A 16620-nucleotide genomic window follows, 5' to 3' on the forward strand; every position below is an offset into this window, starting at 1 on the left:
AGTTATGAAAACCACGATGAAGATGCTCGCCGCCGCCGTTTCCATGGGCGTGGCTCTCACCGCCGGTGCCGTGGCACAGACCCAGCCGGCCGGATCCCTCAACGAGCTGCTGCAGCGCGTGCGTTCCGACGCCCGTGAAGCCAGCGCTGAAAACCAGGAACGCCTTCGCGAGTTCCAGTCCAGCACCAACCAGCAGCAGGCGCTGCTGAGCCAGGCGCGGGCTGAACTGAGCGCCCTGCGCAACCAGGCCGACCAGCTGTCGGCCCAGTTCGAAGCCAACCAGACCCGCATCGACGAACTCGATGCCGAGCTGCGTCAGCGCCAGGGTGCCTTCGGTGAACTGTTCGGTGCTGCCCGTCAGGCCGCCGGCGAGTTTGCCGCCATCATCGACAGCTCCATCATCTCGGCCCAGTTCCCGGGCCGCGCCGATGCGCTGGAAGAACTGTCCAATTCGCGTACCCTGCCGACCCGTGCGGAGCTGGATTACATCTGGCGCCGCGTGATCGAGGAGATGATCCAGCAACAGCAGGTCGTCACCTTCAACGCCCGCGTCACCGGCCTGGGCGACGGCGAAGCCGTGCCGACCACCCGCGTCGGTCCGTTCGTTGTGTTCACCAACCACAACAACAATCAGCGCTTCGCCCTGTGGCAGGAAAACGACACGACCGGCAACTGGGCGCTCCGCGACCTGCCGGCCCAGCCGCCGGCCAATTTCGTGGGCGGTGCCTCGAACCTGTACAATGCCGATCCGGGCGAAATCGTGATGGGCGTGGTTGACCCGTCCCGCGGTCCGCTCCTCGACATCTACAAGGACGTTCCGGGCCTGGAAGAGCGTATCGAGCAGTCGGGCAATGTCGGTAAGGTCATCATCGGCCTGCTGGTCATCTCCGCTGTCTTCGGTCTGTTCCGCCTGGTCTCGCTGCTGCTGACGCAAGCCGCCGTGGCCGGTCAGAAGCGCAAGTCGTCCGGTTCCAAGTCCAACCCGCTGGGCCGCGTGATGCTGGCTTATGAAGGCGCCAAGGACAAAGACGTCGAGACGATGGAACTGAAGCTGGATGAAGCCATCCTGCAGGAATCGCCGAAGCTGGAATTCGGTCTGAACTTCCTGAAGCTGGCTGCCGGTATTGCTCCGCTGCTGGGTCTGCTGGGTACGGTTACGGGTATGATCAAGACCTTCACCCAGATCACCCTGTTCGGTACCGGTGACCCGCGCATCATGGCCGGCGGTATCTCCGAGGCCCTGATGACCACGGTGCTTGGCCTTATTGCCGCCATCCCGCTGCTGTTCATTCACTCCTTCGCCCAGTCCTTCGCGCGCGGCGTCCAGCAAGTGCTCGAAGAACAGGCCGCAGGCATGGTCGCCCGTCACGCTGAAGAGCGTCACGGCTAATCGGAGGAACCGCTATGGATTTCCAGGCCGTATCAACCGGCCTTCAGGAGTTCCTCGAGCGGGGAGGCCCCGTCCTCGTTGTCATCATGGCAACAACATTTGTGATGTGGGCCTTCATCCTCGAGCGCTTCGTCTTCTTCTATTTCGCCCAGGACGGGCTAGCGAAGCAGGCGCAGCGGGAGTGGAATGCACGGGCAGACCGGAAGTCCTGGTATGCCCATGCCATCCGCGACCAACTCATCTCGGAGGTCAAACAGCGTTGCGATCAGAATGTCGAGCTGGTGAAAACCCTCGTCGCTGTCGCCCCGCTCTTCGGACTGCTCGGCACAGTGACGGGCATGGTCTCGGTGTTCGACGTCATGGCAATTTCGGGCTCTTCGGATGCCCAGGCCATGTCGGCCGGCGTCTCGCGCGCCACGATCCCGACCATGGCCGGCATGGTGGCGTCCCTTTCGGGACTCATCTTCGCCAACCAGATCGAACGGCTCGCCCAGTCGCGCACTGCGAAACTGGCCGACTCGCTCGAGATCGGTGAGGGGAGTGTCGAGTCATGAGACGTAGAAGCAAGCACCACGACGATCAGGCCGAAGTGAACATGACGCCGATGCTCGACATCGTGTTCATCCTGCTGATCTTCTTCATCGTCACCGCCACCTTCCTCTCGGAAGAAGGCCTCGACATGCGCCCGCCGCCCGACTCGGACACGCCGCCGGATGACACGGCGCCGCCCCCGATCGTGGTTCAGGTTGACGACGATAATAATATCTTCGTCAACCGGACGCGGACCGATGTCGATCGTGTGCTCTCGGCCGTCAACCGCTTCCGGGCGGAAGAGCCGAACAGCGCCGTGCTCCTGGAAGTCCAGGACGAGGCCGATCATGGTATCATCGTGCAGATCTGGGACGAGATGGGCGCCAATGGCGTGCCGGTTTCGATCCAGCGCACGAATGAAGACAGCTAGACCGGGAGGTAGCCATGGCGCGACGCGTCAGTCGAGTGAATACCGGTGAGGAAGAGATCGAACTGAACATGACGCCCATGCTGGACGTCGTCTTCATTCTCCTGATCTTCTTCATCGTCACCTCGGTCTTCATCAAGGAACCCGGCGTGGACACAACCCGCCCGGATGCCATGACCGAGGAAGACCGAAATCCGTCGATGCTGATCGCGGTGACATCGGAGAACGAGGTCTGGGTCAACCGCCGGGTCTACGAGATGAACGAACTTCGCGGGGTTATCGAGCAGCTGCTGCAAGAGAACCCCAAGGGCCGGGCTATGATCCAGGGCGATGAGGGGGCCAATATCGGTCTCATCCTCGACGTCCAGGAACTGCTCATCGAGATGGATGTCGAAGTGCATATTTCGACACTCCAGACGTAGGGAGGAGACAACATGGGTAATCTTGTCCGTCTCATCGTCGGCGTTCCGATCGCCGCCTTCGTCACGATCGTGCTGTTCTTCGTCATGACCCGCCTCATCCTCGTGGAAGGGGCGCCGCCTGCGGAAGACGTCGAGGACCGCCAGTTCTCGATCAATGACGAGGTTGCGGAGATCGAAGCCCGCCGCCGCGACACCACGATCGAGGACGTGCAACAGGTGGATCCGCCACCCCCGCCGCCGCAGATCGAGCGGCAGCGCGCAGAACAGCCGGCCGAAGGTCTGGCCACCGTCATGGGTGCCATTCCGGACTTCGAAGCGCCGCAGCTGAACAGCGACAGCGTGAACTTCTCGGTCTCCGACCGCGATGCGCAGCCGCTGGTCCGGATCGAGCCGCAATACCCGATGCGGGCTGCGGAGCGCGGCGTCGAAGGCAGCTGCTGGGTCCGCTTCGACGTGACCCCGGACGGTACGCCGACCAATATCGACATCTACCAGTGCGACAGCTCGCTTTTCGAGCGTGCGTCGATCCGGGCGGTGGAGCGTTGGCGCTACAATCCGAAGGTCGAGGACGGGGTGCCGGTGGCACGTCGCGGCGTGGAAACACGCTTCGACTTCCAGCTGTCCGAATAATGGGAAGGCGGGCGGATGTCGCCGACATCCGCCCGGCCATCCCGCGGGACGGAACCTGAAGGCCCTTGCGGGCCGGAGTGGTTCCGGAGGAATTGTCAAAGCCGGTTCGGGGAGTTGGGCCGGTATGAAGGAGCCATCGATGATCCGTTTTAACGGTTTCGATACATCGGGCCTGTTGCGCTCCGTCGCGACGCTTGCCCTGGCTGCGGCCATGACCACGGTCGTGCTCGCCGACGCCGATGCCCAGCGCCGCAATCGCGATCAGGAAGAGGAGAATGACGGTGCAGACCGGACATTCACCGCCCGGGTCGGCGAGATCGTGCTGGAAGCCCAGGAACAGCAGGGTAATGATCAGTTCACGGCCTCGATCGAGACCCTGAACCGTGCGCTCGCGATCAGCGACATCAATCCCTACGAGCGGTCGATCTGCCTGCAGCTGCGTGGCCGGGCCTATTACGAGACCGAACGCAGCACCCAGGCCGTTCAGGACTGGCAGGCCGCGATTGCCACGGGCGCGATGTTGCCCGAGGAAATCGTCAATATGCGCATCAATATCGGTCAGCTGCTGATTGCCAACGAACAGTATAACGAGGGCATCCGCTCGCTCGAGCAGGCTGTCGAGATGGGCGGTGAAGAGGCCGTCAATGTCGGTGTGGCCCGCATGCTGGCCCAGGCTTACGGCCAGGCCGAGCGCTACCGCGAAGGTCTGCGCTGGGCGGAACGCTTCTGGGAATTGCGTCCGGCCGCCGAGCGGACCCGCGGCGATTATTCGCTGATGCTGTTCTACTACCAGCAGCTTGACGATGTGCCGAACCAGTTCCGCATCATCGAGGGCATGGTCGCGCGCTGGCCCACCGAGAAGAACAACTGGCGCTCCTACGCCTCCCTCCTGGCCCAGACGGGTCGCGAGGAGGACGCGTTCGAAGCCAACAAGATCATGTATATCAACGGCATGCTCACCGAGAGCCGCGAGATCGTGGCGGTGGCGCAGTATTACAGCTATTACGAATATCCCTATCGTGGTGCGGTGATCCTGGAGCGCGAGCTCAATGCCGGTGCTGTCGAGCGCACCCGCGAAAACCTGCAGCTGCTGTCAAACATGTGGCGTCAGGCGCGGGAATGGGAACGCGCCATCCCGGTCCTGCGCCAGCTGGCCCAGATGACCGGCGATGGGGACGATTATCTGAAGCTGGCCGAAGCGCTGTACCAGCAGCGCGAGATGGCTGAAGCCGAGGATGCCTTCCAGGAAGCGCTCAACCGCGGCGGTCTCGATCGTCCGGGTACGGCGTGGACGCTTCTGGGCAATGTGCGTCAGGAGCTGGGCCGGACGGATGCGGCGCTTGCCGCTTTCCGCGAAGGCGCGCGCTACCCCTATTCGCGTACGACGGCGAATGGCTGGATCACCTTCATCACCAACCAGCGGGCCGCTGCGGCTGACCGTGTCCGGATCCGCGAGCGGGTCCGCCTCGACGAATGCCGCTTTGCGGTCGAGGATCTGCGTGAGACCGCGACCCTGCTGGGCGATGTCGACGAGAACGGCCGTATCGTGATCGATGTGCCGAACAATTGTACCGACCTCTACAACCAGTACGGCGAACGTCTGAACCAGAATGTTGCCGAAGGCGAAGAGGCTCCGGCCGAAGCGGCCGAGGACGACACCGAATCCGACGCCGGCTAGGCGTCCGGTCATCCGGTGACAGGATCAACGCCCCGGCCCGTGCGGCCGGGGCGTTTTTCTATGCCGCCATTGGCTGCGGCCAACCTGCGCGCGATCCTCTCCGGTTTTCAATCGCAGGTGCCCCAATCTCGCCCGATTGTGACAGCAAGCTTTCCATATCATGACGTTGCACCGGGGCTGGGGAGTTCGCGTCATGTGCCGGGGAGGTGCACATGGGATACCCGAAACTCGCCACCGGTGCGGCCGGCGGTCTGGCCGCGCTTGTTATCGCATTCACGACAATCGGATCGTCGTCCGCCGCGCAGCGAAGCGCGCCGGACCGGCCACCGGAAGCCACCGAACGAACGCTCTCGCAGCGGGTCGGCGAGCGCATCCTGGAGCTGATGGAAAGCGAAGGAGCCGGCGACTACGCCGCCGCGCTGGCGGGCTATCGCCAGATGCTCGGGACAGAAGGCCTCACGCCCTATGAACGCGCCATGCTGCTGCAGCTCGCCGGCCGCAGCGCCTGGGAGCTGGACAGTCCGCGCGAGGCGATCACCGCCTGGCGGGCCGCCATCGCGCTCAACGCGCTGCCGGAAGAGGACGCCAATACGCTGCGCATCAATACCGGCCAGCTGCTGCTGGCCGAGGGCGAGTACCGGGCCGGGATCGATCTGATGGAAATGGCCCTGGCCCGCGGTGTCCCGCTCGGTGCCGATCTCGCCATGCGCCTGGCCCAGGGCTATGGCCAGCTGGAGGCCTACGGGCCCGGTCTAAACTATGCCCGCCAGGCCTTCGACCTCGCCGGAACGCCGGACCGGCCGCATTTCTCGCTGCTGCTCTTCTTCTACCAGCAGCTGGACATGCTGCCCGAACAGACGGGCCTTCTGGGCCAGATGGTGGCGCGCTGGCCGGACGAGAAAGCCTACTGGACCAGCTATGCCTCGCTGCTGGCACGGACCGGGCGCGAGGCCGATGCCTTCGAGGTGAACCGCATCCTCTATCTCAACGGCATGCTGACGGACAGCGACGAGCTGATCCGTCTTGCCCGATATTATTCCTACTACGAGTACCCGTTTGGCGGCGCATCCATGCTGGAGCGCGAGCTCAATGCCGGGCGCGTCGAGCCGGAGCCGGAACACTTCCGTCTTCTGGCTGACCTGTGGCGCCAGGCGCGCGAGTGGGAGCGGGCGCGGCCGGTGCTGCAGCGGGTCGCGACCCTGACCGGTGCCGGGCCGGACTATGAGCGCCTCGGCGAGGCCCTCTATCGCGCCGGCGCGTTCTCCGAGGCCGAGGCCATGTTCGTCCAGGCCCTGTCGCGCGGCGGGCTTAACCGCCCGGGCGACACCTGGACGCTGGTCGGCAATACGCGGGTCGAGCAGGACGATCTTCTCGGCGCCATCGACGCCTTCGAGCGCGGTCTGCAGTGGGACTATTCCCGCGCCACCGCCCAGGGCTGGATCGGTTTCATCGAGCGCAAGATCGCCATCCAGCGCGATGGCGAGCGGTTTGCCCGGCTCACCACGATCGAGGCGTGCGAGCTGGAGATCGAGCGCATGCGGCGTGGCCCGGTGATCTCCGAGGATCAGCTCGACAGCGAGGGCGTGCGCATCTTCGAACTCTCGGCTGAATGCGAACCCTATTTCGACGTCAATGGCCGTCTGAAACCGGAATTCGAGCGGGCCTGACCCTGCACCCTTTCAGGACAATCGAGCGGCCGGGCCCGTCCATCCAGATGGACGGGCCCGGTCCGTTTCGCCCGCATGTTTCCCCGCCATCGCCATATTTGACCCTTTTTGCGCCCCGGTTTCGCCGGACAGGCGGGGTCTCATGATCCTGCGGCAAGGAGCTGAGTTGTAGTTCCGAGGGGGAGGCGCCGAGTTGTGGCGCCCCCGTCCGCTCCGGCCCGCCCGGCCGCGATGACCGTCGCCGGGAGCCTGGCCGGGTAGGGGGCAGAACTGTCGGGGCCATGCAGGACCGCCCGTACCGGGGAGCCTGTAATCATGACAGCCACCTTTCATTCCGTCCGCACACCGCTGGTGTTGCCGGTCGCCGGCGCCGTTACCGTCGGCCTTTTCCTGCTGATGCGCCAATTGATCGATATCGGGCCCTATGTGCCCGAACCGGTCGAGGAATTGCCGCCGTTTGAGATCCGGTTCGATGTGGATCCGGTCGAGATCGAAGAACGCATCAAGATGGAGGACTTCGCGCCGATCGATCCGCCGCCGCGGCCGCCGTCCATCGAGACAGATCGCGCCGCCGTGGAAGCCATACCGGACGGGTCGCGCTGGGCGCTGCCGCCGATCGAGGCGGTGGAGATCAGCACGGGCGGCGGCCTGGTCAATATCGACCGCCAGCCCTTGCCGCGCGTGCGCGTCCAGCCGGTCTTCCCGGCCAATGAGGCGTCACGCGGCCGCAATGGCGTGTGCACGGTCGTGTTCGACATCACGGCGGAGGGCCGCACGGCCAATATCCGGGCCCGCGACTGCACCAGCCCGGCCTTCGAGCGGGCGACCATCAACGCGGTCTCCGGCTGGCGCTATGACCCCCAGGTTCGCGATGGCGAGCCCGTGATCTATCGCGGCGCCACCACCCAACTGGTCTTTTCGCTGGAGGAATAGGCTTCCCCTGCGTGAGCGGGGGAAGTGGCCGAGCCTGGCCCATGGGCCAGGTGAGGTCGAAGGGGGTGAGTCATCCGTGCGCGCTGACGCGCTCTGCGGTGCTCAGCGCCGCCCCCTCAGTCGGCTACGCCGACAGCTCCCCCGCAAGCGGGGCGAGCCCTGGTGCAAGCAAGACAAAAAAGGGCGCGTCCAGGCCGGACGCGCCCTTCCTCATCCAGATGTGCGCACCGCCTATTCGGCCGCGATCGCCTCGACTTCCTCGTCGGCCAGGCCGACCACCATCAGGGCGAAGGCCCAGTTGAGGGCGGTTTCGCGCAGGCTGTCGAAGCGGCCGGAAGCGCCGCCATGGCCGGCCCCCATATTCATCTTCAACAGGGTCAGCCCGTCATCGGTCCGCCGGTCGCGCAGGCGGGCAACGAACTTGGTCGGCTCCCAGTAGGTGACGCGCGGATCGGTCAGCCCGCCCGTCGCCAGGACGTGCGGATAGTCCATCTCCTGGATCTGGTCGTAGGGGCTGTAGGCGTACATCGTCTCATAGTCCTGCGCGTTCTCGATCGGATTGCCCCATTCGGGCCATTCCGGCGGGGTGAGCGGCAGTTCCGCGTCCGACATGGTGTTGATCACGTCCACGAAGGGCACGGCGGCGATGGCACCGGCAAACAGGTCGGGCTGCAGATTGATCGCGGCGCCGACCAGCAGGCCGCCGGCCGAACCGCCATAGGCGACGATATTGCCGCGGCTGGTATAGCCCTCGCTGGCCAGGGCCTCACCGGCCGAGACGAAGTCGCGGAAGGTGTTGATCTTCTGCTCCAGCTTGCCGTCCAGATACCACTGGTACCCGTTCGCCATGCCGCCGCGGATATGGGCGATGGCATAGACCATGCCGCGATCGACCAGCGGCAGCGGGGTGACGCGGAAGGCGGCCGGAATGGTGATGCCGTAGGAGCCATAGCCGTAGAGCAGCAGCGGCGCCGATCCGTCCACCGGCGTGTCGCGATGGTGCAGGATGGTAACCGGGATCTCCACGCCGTCATGGCCGGGCGCCATGATGCGGCGCACGACATAGTCTTCCGGATCGTGACCGGAGGGGACTTCCTGGCGCTTCAGCAGCACGCGCTCGCGCGTTGCCATGTCGAAATCATAGGTCTCTTCCGGCGTCGACGGGCTTTCATAGGAGAAGCGCAGCGTGTCGGTCTCGAACTCATAGCCCTGCGAGATGCCCAGCGAGTAGGCCTCCTCGTCGAAGGCGATGTCGTATTCCTCACCGCTCCCGTAATTGTGCACCACGATGCGCGGCAGGGCGTTCTGGCGCTCCATGCGCACCTGCCAGTCGGCAAAACCGATCACGGCATTGATCAGCGTACCCGGACGGTGGGCGACGACATCTTCCCAGTTCTCCCGGCCCGGATTGCCGATCGGGGCGGCGACGATCTTGAAGTCCACCGCGCCGTCGGCATTGGTCAGGAAGTAGAAGCGGTCGCGGGCCTCGGTGAGGTAGTATTCGACATTCTCCTCGCGCGGCGCGATCAGCTGCGGCTCGGCCGTCGGATCATTGGCGTCGATCAGGCGCAGCTCGTTGGAGGTGTGGCCGCCGGCATTGATGACGATGTAGTTGTCACCGTCCGAGATGCCGACCGAGACGAAGAAACCGTCATCCGGCTCCTCATAGATCAGCTCGCTGGCGCCGCCGGTGCGCGACTGGCGGTAGACGCGTTTGGAGCGGGAATTCTCGTCGCGCCACACCCAGTACAGCGTCTCGGAGTCATTCGCCCAGACAAAGTCGCCCGAGCTCTCGTCCGTCAGCGTGGCGACAATGGCGCCGGTCGCGATCTCGCGGATGCGGATCTCGTAGTATTCCGAGCCGCGGATATCGACACCGAAGGCGACATACTGGTGGTCCGGCGAGTGCTCCATCGAGGAGAAGTCGAGATACTCGAAATCGGCCGCCTCGGCGTCGCCATCGACCAGGATCTCCTCCTCGCCGGCCGGTTCGCCGGTTTCCGGATCGATCGGGCGGCGGGCATAGATCGGATACTGGCCGCCTTCGCGGTAGCGGGTGAAGTATTGATAGCCGCCATCGCGCTCGGGCACCGAGCTGTCGTCTTCCTTGATGCGGCCGCGGATCTCCTGGAAAATCCGTTCCTGCAGATCGGCCGTCGGCTCCATCACCGCGTCCAGATAGGCGTTCTCGGCGTCCAGAAGCTCACGGATATCGCTGTCCAGAACCTCCGGCTCGCGCATCACCTGCTGCCAGTTATCGTCCTTGATCCACTGGTATTCGTCGACGCGGGTAAAGCCCAGCTGCTCGATCTCCACGGGGCGCTGGTCGGCGCGCGGCGCCTCGATGCCGCCGGCCCGTTCGATCAGGGCCGAGGTCTGCGGTGCGGCAGCGGTGGTGTCGGCGGTCATGTCAGTCTCCTGGCTGCAGGCGGCCAGCGCGAGGGCGGTCAGCCCGGCGCCGATCCGTCCGGCAAGTTTTCGCGATGTCATCGTCTTCCCCTCGTGCAAGGGCCGGCCTCAGTCGCCGCCCGTCTCCTCCGGCCGGAAATCCAGCACGGTCCCGTTGGTACAATAGCGTTGTCCGGTCGGTCTGGGACCGTCGGAGAACACATGGCCCAGATGTGCGCCGCAGTTGGCGCAGTGGATCTCGGTGCGCGGCAGGCGCAGCCGGAAATCCGTCTTCGTCTCCACCGCATCCGGGGCCTTCACATCGTAGAAGGAGGGCCAGCCCGACCCGCTCTCGTATTTGTGCTCGGCCGAGAACAGCGCCTCGCCGCACACCTTGCAGTGATAGGCGCCGCCGCGTTTTTCCGCATTGAGCGGGTGGGTGAAGGCGCGCTCGGTGCCTTCCTCGAAGGCGATGGCATAGGTCTGCGGATCGAGCCGGGCCTTCAGGGCGTCGATTTCGGCGTCAGTCAGTTTCGGCATGGTCGCGCTCTTCCTCGTTCGGCGGCAGCGCGGCCGGATGGGGATGGCCGCGCCGGACGGACAATATGGGCGTCGTCAGCGAAATTACCACGAGAACCAGGCCCAGGCCGATCATCGGGACCAGGGCCGAGGCCTGCGGTCCCAGGAAACCGATCATGAAACCCATGAGCACGGCGCCGGCCGGCATGCCGCCGAACAGGCCGAGCTGATAGACCGACATCACCCGCGCCAGCTTGTCTGGCGGGGCCTGTTCCTGCACCACGGACCGCGACAGCGAGATCGCGACGCCGGCGCCCAGCCCCCACACGAAAACGAGGATGTAGAGCGACCAGAAAGGCAGAGGCAGGGCAAAGGCGCCCGTCGCCAGCACGGTCACGCTCTGGGCGATGATGAGGGCGCGGCCCGGCCGCTCGATCTGGCGGAAGCTCGCCAGCGCGACATTGGCCAGGAAGGCGCCGACCCAGAAAGCCACCATCAGGCTGGCGATCTCGCGGAAGCCGCCGCCATAGGTCTCGCGGATCAGCAGCGGGATCAGCACCAGGAAGGCGCCGCCCACGACGAGAAGGCCGATGGCGATCATGATCGCGGTCATCGGCATCAGCACGGGCGAGCGGAAGACGGCCCGCACACCCTCGGCCAGGTCGGCCATGGGATGGGCGGTGGACATGTTCCGTTTCGATCCCAGGCGCGGCAGGAAAGCGGCGGACAGGCCGCCGATGAAGAGGCCGATCCCCTGGCAGACGAACAGCGCGCCCGGTCCGGTATAGGCCGCGATATAGCCCAGCCCCATGCCCAGGATCTGGGCGCCGAACTGCACCGCCGACGCCATCACCACGGCGCGCTGAAGGTCGATCCCGCCATGACGGGTGCGCCCGGAAATCCGCACGACCGGATTGATCGCGCTGTCACGGGCCGGCATCACGAAACCGCCAGCCACACCGATCATCAGCGCGAAGGCAACCATGATCCAGTAGGACAGGTGATCGGTCATCAACAGCGCGCCCAGCGTGGTCGCGGCAAGACCGGCAAAAATGTAGAAATAGAAGATGATCCCGCGCCGGTCCTTGCGCTCGGCCAGCACGCCGGCAAAGGGCAGGAGCAGCATCATCGGCGCGGTCAGCGCGGCCTGGGCAATGCCCAGCCGCTCCGCGCTTTCGCCCAGGGTGAAGGTGATGACGCCGGGGAAGATGGTGGTCTGCAGGCCGAAGCCGAAGAACCAGCCGGCGACCAGAACCAGATAGCCGCCAAAGGGCGGCAGTCGAAGGCGGCGATTGCCGGCGAGGGGGCGAAAGACGGGCAAAGGGGCGTCGTGCTTTGTTGATCCGGATGTCCGCGCCGCGAACGGCGGAGGATTGCAGGCCGCCCTGTCTACCAACTTGTGGGCGCAAGGCAACTCCCGGCTATCGAGTTGCCGCGGGCGCCACCATTCATTAACGCCGTCACGGCATTCTGCCACTCGATTCCAGTCTGGCAGGACGCGTCGCCATGGCCGAGGCCAAGCCCTATGATCTGACCGAACCGGTCGCCACGCCCAAGACGCGGGCGCTGCTGGCGCGCCGGCTTGCGGATATTGTCGGCCTGCCGTCCAGCCGTATCACGCCGCGCGAGCGCTGGATTGTCGGGGATCTCCTGTACGACGTCATACGGGCCTCGGATCTCGAACTGCGCCGGCGCTGTGCGGAACGCCTGGCCCCGCTGAGCGAGGCACCGCACCGCCTGCTGCGCACGCTGGCGAGCGACGATTTCGAAGTGGCCCAGCCGATCCTGGAACGCTGCACGGCGCTGACCGATTTCGACATGATGGAGATCATCAATTCCGGCACGCTGCAGCACCGCATGACGATCGCGCGCCGCGAGGCGCTGTCCGAGACCGTCGCTGCGGCGCTGGCTGCCTATGGCGAACCGCCCGTGGTGGAGCGTCTCCTGCGCAACAAGACCGCCCATCTCGCAGCGCCCACGCTGGATCATCTCGTTGGGGCTGCGACCGAGGAGAGCTCCTATGCCGCGCTGCTGATCCGCCGCGAGGAAATGCGCCCGGCCCAGGCTTTCCGCCTGTTCTGGAGCTGCGAGCATATCGACCGCTTCCAGATCCTCGACCGCTTCGCTGTCGACCGGACCATCCTCCTGGAAGCCTCGGAAGACATTTTCCCGGCCGCTGCCGGCGAAGGCTGGTCCGATCCCATGGTCGCCCGCATCCTGCGCTATATCGACCGCCGCCAGCGCAATCGCGAAGCCGCGGAGAGCAGCCCCTTTGGGTCGCTGGAAGGCGTATGCGAAGCAATGGAGACCGAGGGCGCGACCTCGGACATCATCGCGGAGATCAGCCGCCTGGCCGCTGTCGAGCGCCGGCTGGTGGTGCGCATGATCGACGACATGGCCGGCGAGCCCTTGTCCGTGCTGTGCAAGGCGACGGGCCTGAAATGGCCTTTCTTCCTGCACATGTGGCGCGGGCTGGGCCGCTCCGGCCAGAGCGATCAGGTCGAGCAGGCACGGCGCGTCTATGACAGCCTGTCGGTCGAGAAGGCCCAGACGGTGCTGCGCTACTGGAACCTGTCGGCCGAGGACAAGGGCTGACCTGGCTCTGCGGCGCGCCATAAACCCGCTCGATCCGGGCAATCGGAAGAATTGATTGGCGCACACCGCGCGATCGCATCAGGGTGCTATTGCGAATTGTTCGCAAATTCCGGAGTGCCCGATGCTGTCCCGTGTCCATCGCTGTTGCCGCATACCCGATCGCCGCGTCCTGCGCCTGCCGCGCGGAGCCCTGAAAACCGCCAGCTATGCCCTGATGCATCTGGGCGTCGCGATGACGGTCGCTTTCGCCCTGACGCGAAACTGGCATGCCGCGCTGGCCATCGGCCTGATCGAGCCTCTGGTGCAGACTGTCGCCTATTCCATGCACGAGCGCGCCTGGGCCCGGCGGCCGGTGCCTGCTGCCTGACGGGGCGGCCTCGCCGCAGGGCGGGATTCCGGACCGGCGCGTCCTCCTTGCCGCGGGCCGGCAGGCGTCCATATCTGCATCTGCAATCCGCAATGCACGGCAAGGAGGCCCGCCAACATGAAATGCCCCGTCGACGATGAAACCCTGGTGATGACCGACCGCAACGGTGTCGAGATCGATTATTGCCCGAAATGCCGGGGCGTCTGGCTCGACCGCGGCGAGCTGGACAAGATCATCGAGCGCAGCGCATCTGCCGCGCCCGTCCAGCCGTCCGCGCCCGCGCGCGAACCGCGCCGCGAGGAGCGTCATCACGATGACCGCCGCTATGGCGACCAGCGCCGCTACAAGAAGCGCGAGAGCTTCCTCAGCGAACTCTTCGACTTCTGATCCCGAGACAAAAAAATGCCCGGCCGGAGCCGGGCATTTCCTTTTGCAGATACCGCTGCCAGCTTACCAGCTGTAGCGGATCCGGCCGTAGACATAGCGGCCGGAGAAGCCGAAGGGCGAGAAGCCGGAGAAGGGGAAGATCCGGCTGAACGTGCCGTCCAGCGCCGGGGTTTCCGCCGTCACGTCCGGATACTCGTCGAACAGGTTGTTGGCGCCGAAGGCGACATTAAGCCCGTCCGTGATGTCGGCCGAGAATTCGGCATCGACAATGGTCTTCGGCGAGAGCACCTCGTCGCCCGAACCGTCGGCCGCCGTGCCCGGATCGACCGTTTCGCCGAAGCGCGTCGCCCGCACATAGCCGGCAAACGGACCGCGCGACCAGTCGACCGACCCGATCAGCTTGTTCTCCGGCTGGCCGACCTCGAAGCGGGCGATCTCGCGCCGCGCGAAGAGGGAGACACCCGGCAGGACTTCCGAGGTCGGGGCGTCGGTGACTTCGGTGTCGGTGAAATTGGCACCGAAGGTCAGGTCGAAATCACCCCAGTCGGCGGTCTCGAAGCCATAGCTGGCGACTACATCGACACCGCGGGTTTCCGTTTCCACACCATTGATGAAGAAGCGGGCGCTGGTGATGTTGGTGATGCCGGCATTGACCAGCAGGGCTTCCACATCCGGGCCGGAAAGGTTTTCCGACAAGACGATGCGATCGTCGATGTCGATGGCATAGGCATCCACCGTCAGCGTGAATCCGCCCTGGGCGAAGACCAGACCGCCGGAGATGTTCAGCGATTCCTCGGCTTCCAGCGGCTCACCGCCCAGCGCGGCTGCGACCGGGCTGGTGGCCGGGAAGGTGCCGACCTCGACCGGGACCGGCGGCGTGCCGGTGAACACGGTCGATGTGGAGGTGAAGTAGGCCTGCTGCAGCGAGGGCGCCCGGAAACCGTTCGACACGGCCCCGCGCAGCGCCAGCGCGTCGGTCAGCTGGTAGCGGGCCGCCAGCTTGCCGGTGACGGTTTCGCCGAAGTCGGAATAGCTTTCCGCCCGCGCCGCGGCGGACACGGTGAAGCGGTCGGTGACGTCGGTTTCCAGATCGATATAGGCGGCGATGGAATCGCGGTCCTCGTCGATCACGTTGGACGGCTGGAAGCCCGGGAAGACCTGGCTGCCGGTGGCGAGTATCTCGCCATTGGGACCGGTCACGCCGCCATTGATGTAGGAGGCTTCTTCACCCGCCTCGATCTCGTAGCTTTCCAGGCGATATTCCAGACCGACGGCGACGCTCAGCGGGCCGGCAAAGGCGTCGACGGCGTAATTGCGCTGGAAGTCGGCATTGGCGGTCAGCTGGTCATAGATCAGCGCACCGGCATCGAAGCTGGTCGGGCTGTTGGCGCCCATCGACGTGTTGACCGAGTTCTCCACGCCATAGCCCAGCTCGTTGCGGCCATAGCCCAGGCTGAAATCATAGCCCCATTCGGCCCAGTCGCCGCGCACGCCGCCCAGCACGGAAATGTCTTCGACGTCCGTGGTGATGTAGGGCAGGAAGCCGTCCGGATAGATCGCCGGGACATTGCGGGAATCCTGGGCGCGGCGGTAGAAGCCGGCGCCCTGGCCGTCGCGCTGCTGATAGCTCGCCCAGCCATAGAGTTCGGCATCGGCATTGATCGGCAGGCCGGCATTGGCGAACAGGCTCAGCGCTTCCGACGCCGACAGGCCGAAACGGTGATTGATCCGGTCGAAGCTCTGCTCGCGCGGGTCGAGACCGCCGCCGGGCAGGGAGGGGTATTGCTGGCGGGTGTCCGGACCGGCGCGATTGGTGGGTTCGCGGTCGCGGTATTCCGCCGACAGGGTGAGGAAGCCTTCCGCGCCGAGCGGCAGGCCGACCCAGCCGGACAGGCTGGTCGTGTCGCCGTCCGAGGCCGAGCGCGGCTGGTCGACGAGCGGGATGTCGGTGGCGTACTGGCCGAAGCTGGCGGTCACCTGGCCGCCCTCGCGCGCTTCACGCAGGCCGACATTGATCACGCCGGCGATGGCGTCGGAACCGTACTGGGCCGAGGCGCCGTCGCGCAGCACTTCCACGCGGCCGATGGCCGAGACCGGAATGGTGTTGAGGTCGACGGCCGAGGAGCCGCGTCCGACCGAACCGTTCAGATTGACCAGGGCCGAGGCGTGGCGCCGGCGGGAGTTCACCAGCACCAGCGTCTGGTCCGGACCCAGGCCGCGCAGCGTGGCCGGGCGCACATGGTCGGTGCCGTCGGTGATCGCCGGCTGCGGGAAGTTGAAGGAGGGCAGGGCGTAGGACAGGGCCACATTCAGCTCGGTCGAGCCGTTGTTTTCCAGCGTGCCTGCCGAGATCACGTCGACCGGCGCCGTGCTCTCAAGGGCAGTGCGGCCTTCGGCGCGCGTACCGGTGACGACGATGACGTCGTCGGTCGACTGGGCGACCGCCGACGCTGCGGTCAGGGCGCCCAGGGCGGCGCCGAGAAGCAGGTGTTTCATGAAAATCCCCTCTTGTTTTTACGGGTATTGCGTGTGAATCGACCGTCCGTTTGGCCGGGCTGGACCTGCCATTTGGGGCCTTATGCAACCGATACAAGAATGTGACGGGAGTTTGACGCTACCCTGTGGGCTGAATGCCACACTCGGCCCCGGCGCTGCGGACCGCGACTGCAATTCGTGGCGCGCCGGA

15 protein-coding genes are annotated in these 16620 nt (G+C 65.5%); 11 read left to right on the forward strand and 4 right to left on the reverse strand.

Features of this window, described 5'->3' with window-relative positions; translation table 11 throughout:
• Positions 1-4 precede the first annotated feature (4 nt).
• The 8 genes from PKE71_RS00785 to PKE71_RS00820 all read left to right on the forward strand — a co-directional run bounded on the left by PKE71_RS00785 (position 5) and on the right by PKE71_RS00820 (position 7678).
• Positions 5-1390, forward strand: coding sequence for a MotA/TolQ/ExbB proton channel family protein (locus PKE71_RS00785; protein ID WP_271185046.1), 1386 nt, complete (start codon positions 5-7; stop codon positions 1388-1390).
• Between the two features lie 14 nt (positions 1391-1404).
• Positions 1405-1944: a MotA/TolQ/ExbB proton channel family protein gene (locus PKE71_RS00790; protein WP_367277685.1), complete on the forward strand. Its 540-nt coding sequence runs from the start codon at positions 1405-1407 to the stop codon at positions 1942-1944.
• Positions 1941-2351 (forward strand): ExbD/TolR family protein, encoded by a 411-nt coding sequence (locus tag PKE71_RS00795; protein ID WP_271185048.1) that lies wholly within the window; start codon positions 1941-1943, stop codon positions 2349-2351. Before PKE71_RS00790 ends, PKE71_RS00795 begins: the two co-directional genes overlap by 4 nt.
• 14 nt (positions 2352-2365) lie before the next feature.
• Positions 2366-2770, forward strand: a complete 405-nt coding sequence (locus PKE71_RS00800) for an ExbD/TolR family protein (protein WP_271185049.1) — start codon at positions 2366-2368, stop codon at positions 2768-2770.
• A 12-nt stretch (positions 2771-2782) separates the two neighbouring features.
• A complete protein-coding gene (locus PKE71_RS00805) occupies positions 2783-3400 on the forward strand; it encodes an energy transducer TonB (RefSeq protein WP_271185050.1) in 618 nt (205 codons plus the stop codon).
• A 139-nt stretch (positions 3401-3539) separates the two neighbouring features.
• The gene (locus tag PKE71_RS00810; RefSeq protein WP_271185051.1) at positions 3540-5078 is read left to right on the forward strand and encodes a tetratricopeptide repeat protein; all 1539 of its coding nucleotides are present in this window, start codon (positions 3540-3542) and stop codon (positions 5076-5078) included.
• A gap of 212 nt (positions 5079-5290) precedes the next feature.
• Positions 5291-6745 carry a tetratricopeptide repeat protein gene (locus PKE71_RS00815; RefSeq protein WP_271185052.1) on the forward strand — a complete coding sequence of 485 codons (1455 nt, stop codon included), beginning with the start codon at positions 5291-5293 and terminating at the stop codon, positions 6743-6745.
• Positions 6746-7060: 315 nt separating this feature from the next.
• Positions 7061-7678, forward strand: a complete 618-nt coding sequence (locus PKE71_RS00820; RefSeq protein ID WP_271185053.1) for an energy transducer TonB — start codon at positions 7061-7063, stop codon at positions 7676-7678.
• Positions 7679-7909: 231 nt separating this feature from the next.
• Here the strand turns inward: PKE71_RS00820 and PKE71_RS00825 are convergent, their stop codons facing one another.
• From PKE71_RS00825 to PKE71_RS00835, 3 genes are read right to left on the reverse strand one after another with little or no spacing between them, the layout of a single operon-like run.
• Positions 7910-10168, reverse strand: coding sequence for a S9 family peptidase (locus PKE71_RS00825; RefSeq protein ID WP_271185054.1), 2259 nt, complete (start codon positions 10166-10168; stop codon positions 7910-7912).
• A gap of 27 nt (positions 10169-10195) precedes the next feature.
• Positions 10196-10606 (reverse strand): peptide-methionine (R)-S-oxide reductase MsrB, encoded by a 411-nt coding sequence (gene msrB, locus PKE71_RS00830; protein ID WP_271185055.1) that lies wholly within the window; start codon positions 10604-10606, stop codon positions 10196-10198.
• Positions 10590-11906, reverse strand: a complete 1317-nt coding sequence (locus PKE71_RS00835; protein WP_271185056.1) for an MFS transporter — start codon at positions 11904-11906, stop codon at positions 10590-10592. The genes msrB and PKE71_RS00835 overlap by 17 nt, the downstream gene beginning before the upstream one ends.
• Before the next feature lie 185 nt (positions 11907-12091).
• Between PKE71_RS00835 and PKE71_RS00840 the strand changes: the two genes are divergently transcribed.
• From PKE71_RS00840 to PKE71_RS00850, 3 genes are all read left to right on the forward strand, one after another.
• A complete protein-coding gene (locus PKE71_RS00840; protein WP_271185057.1) occupies positions 12092-13180 on the forward strand; it encodes a DUF2336 domain-containing protein in 1089 nt (362 codons plus the stop codon).
• A gap of 121 nt (positions 13181-13301) precedes the next feature.
• Positions 13302-13547, forward strand: a complete 246-nt coding sequence (locus tag PKE71_RS00845) for a DUF2061 domain-containing protein (protein WP_271185058.1) — start codon at positions 13302-13304, stop codon at positions 13545-13547.
• A gap of 117 nt (positions 13548-13664) precedes the next feature.
• Positions 13665-13934 (forward strand): TFIIB-type zinc ribbon-containing protein, encoded by a 270-nt coding sequence (locus tag PKE71_RS00850; RefSeq protein WP_271185059.1) that lies wholly within the window; start codon positions 13665-13667, stop codon positions 13932-13934.
• 63 nt (positions 13935-13997) lie between these two features.
• Here PKE71_RS00850 and PKE71_RS00855 read toward each other — a convergent pair whose 3' ends face one another.
• Positions 13998-16430 carry a TonB-dependent receptor plug domain-containing protein gene (locus PKE71_RS00855; RefSeq protein ID WP_271185060.1) on the reverse strand — a complete coding sequence of 811 codons (2433 nt, stop codon included), beginning with the start codon at positions 16428-16430 and terminating at the stop codon, positions 13998-14000.
• Positions 16431-16620: the final 190 nt, after the last annotated feature.

Origin of the sequence: Maricaulis virginensis (assembly GCF_027922185.1) — a bacterium.
Classification (GTDB): domain Bacteria; phylum Pseudomonadota; class Alphaproteobacteria; order Caulobacterales; family Maricaulaceae; genus Maricaulis; species Maricaulis virginensis.

What these genes read in the sequence shown, in the direction of transcription:
- PKE71_RS00785 (WP_271185046.1), top strand. Translation starts at nt 5, where the DNA reads ATGAAAACCACGATGAAGATGCTCGCCGCCGCCGTTTCCATGGGCGTG.
- PKE71_RS00850 (WP_271185059.1), top strand. Translation starts at nt 13,665, where the DNA reads ATGAAATGCCCCGTCGACGATGAAACCCTGGTGATGACCGACCGCAAC.
- PKE71_RS00845 (WP_271185058.1), top strand. Translation starts at nt 13,302, where the DNA reads ATGCTGTCCCGTGTCCATCGCTGTTGCCGCATACCCGATCGCCGCGTC.
- PKE71_RS00825 (WP_271185054.1), bottom strand. Translation starts at nt 10,168, where the DNA reads ATGACATCGCGAAAACTTGCCGGACGGATCGGCGCCGGGCTGACCGCC.
- PKE71_RS00810 (WP_271185051.1), top strand. Translation starts at nt 3,540, where the DNA reads ATGATCCGTTTTAACGGTTTCGATACATCGGGCCTGTTGCGCTCCGTC.
- PKE71_RS00840 (WP_271185057.1), top strand. Translation starts at nt 12,092, where the DNA reads ATGGCCGAGGCCAAGCCCTATGATCTGACCGAACCGGTCGCCACGCCC.
- PKE71_RS00805 (WP_271185050.1), top strand. Translation starts at nt 2,783, where the DNA reads ATGGGTAATCTTGTCCGTCTCATCGTCGGCGTTCCGATCGCCGCCTTC.
- msrB (WP_271185055.1), bottom strand. Translation starts at nt 10,606, where the DNA reads ATGCCGAAACTGACTGACGCCGAAATCGACGCCCTGAAGGCCCGGCTC.
- PKE71_RS00800 (WP_271185049.1), top strand. Translation starts at nt 2,366, where the DNA reads ATGGCGCGACGCGTCAGTCGAGTGAATACCGGTGAGGAAGAGATCGAA.
- PKE71_RS00795 (WP_271185048.1), top strand. Translation starts at nt 1,941, where the DNA reads ATGAGACGTAGAAGCAAGCACCACGACGATCAGGCCGAAGTGAACATG.
- PKE71_RS00815 (WP_271185052.1), top strand. Translation starts at nt 5,291, where the DNA reads ATGGGATACCCGAAACTCGCCACCGGTGCGGCCGGCGGTCTGGCCGCG.
- PKE71_RS00855 (WP_271185060.1), bottom strand. Translation starts at nt 16,430, where the DNA reads ATGAAACACCTGCTTCTCGGCGCCGCCCTGGGCGCCCTGACCGCAGCG.
- PKE71_RS00820 (WP_271185053.1), top strand. Translation starts at nt 7,061, where the DNA reads ATGACAGCCACCTTTCATTCCGTCCGCACACCGCTGGTGTTGCCGGTC.
- PKE71_RS00790 (WP_367277685.1), top strand. Translation starts at nt 1,405, where the DNA reads ATGGATTTCCAGGCCGTATCAACCGGCCTTCAGGAGTTCCTCGAGCGG.